General features: G+C 51.2%; 1 protein-coding gene. It reads left to right on the plus strand.

Annotated elements, in window-relative coordinates; genetic code table 11:
- Positions 1-320, plus strand: a 320-nt coding sequence (locus EDM52_RS24270) for a methyl-accepting chemotaxis protein (protein ID WP_245997389.1), incomplete at both ends; no start/stop codon positions are given.

Consider the following 320-nt stretch of genomic DNA (forward strand, 5'->3'; position numbering starts at 1 on the left):
GTAGCAGACGAAGTACGTAAACTAGCCGAGCAATCCGATATCTCAGCACGACAAATCAGCTCGATCATCCACGAAATTCAAGGGGAGGCGAGCCAGGCAGTTTACGCGATGGACGCTGTAAAGGGCGAGGTAGGCATGGGGTTGTCTGTCGCAGTCGAAGCGGGCGAAGTGTTTCAACAAATCTACACTTCTGCGCAGGTGGTTGCAGGTGAGATTCAAGAAATCTCTGCTGCATCTGAACAAATGTCAGCGAGCACGGAAGAGGTCACTGCGTCTGTCGAGGAAATGGAGAAAATCGCGAAAGACTCAGCGAATCATAC

The sequence above is a fragment of the Brevibacillus invocatus genome (assembly GCF_003710915.1).
Classification (GTDB): Bacteria; Bacillota; Bacilli; order Brevibacillales; family Brevibacillaceae; genus Brevibacillus; species Brevibacillus invocatus.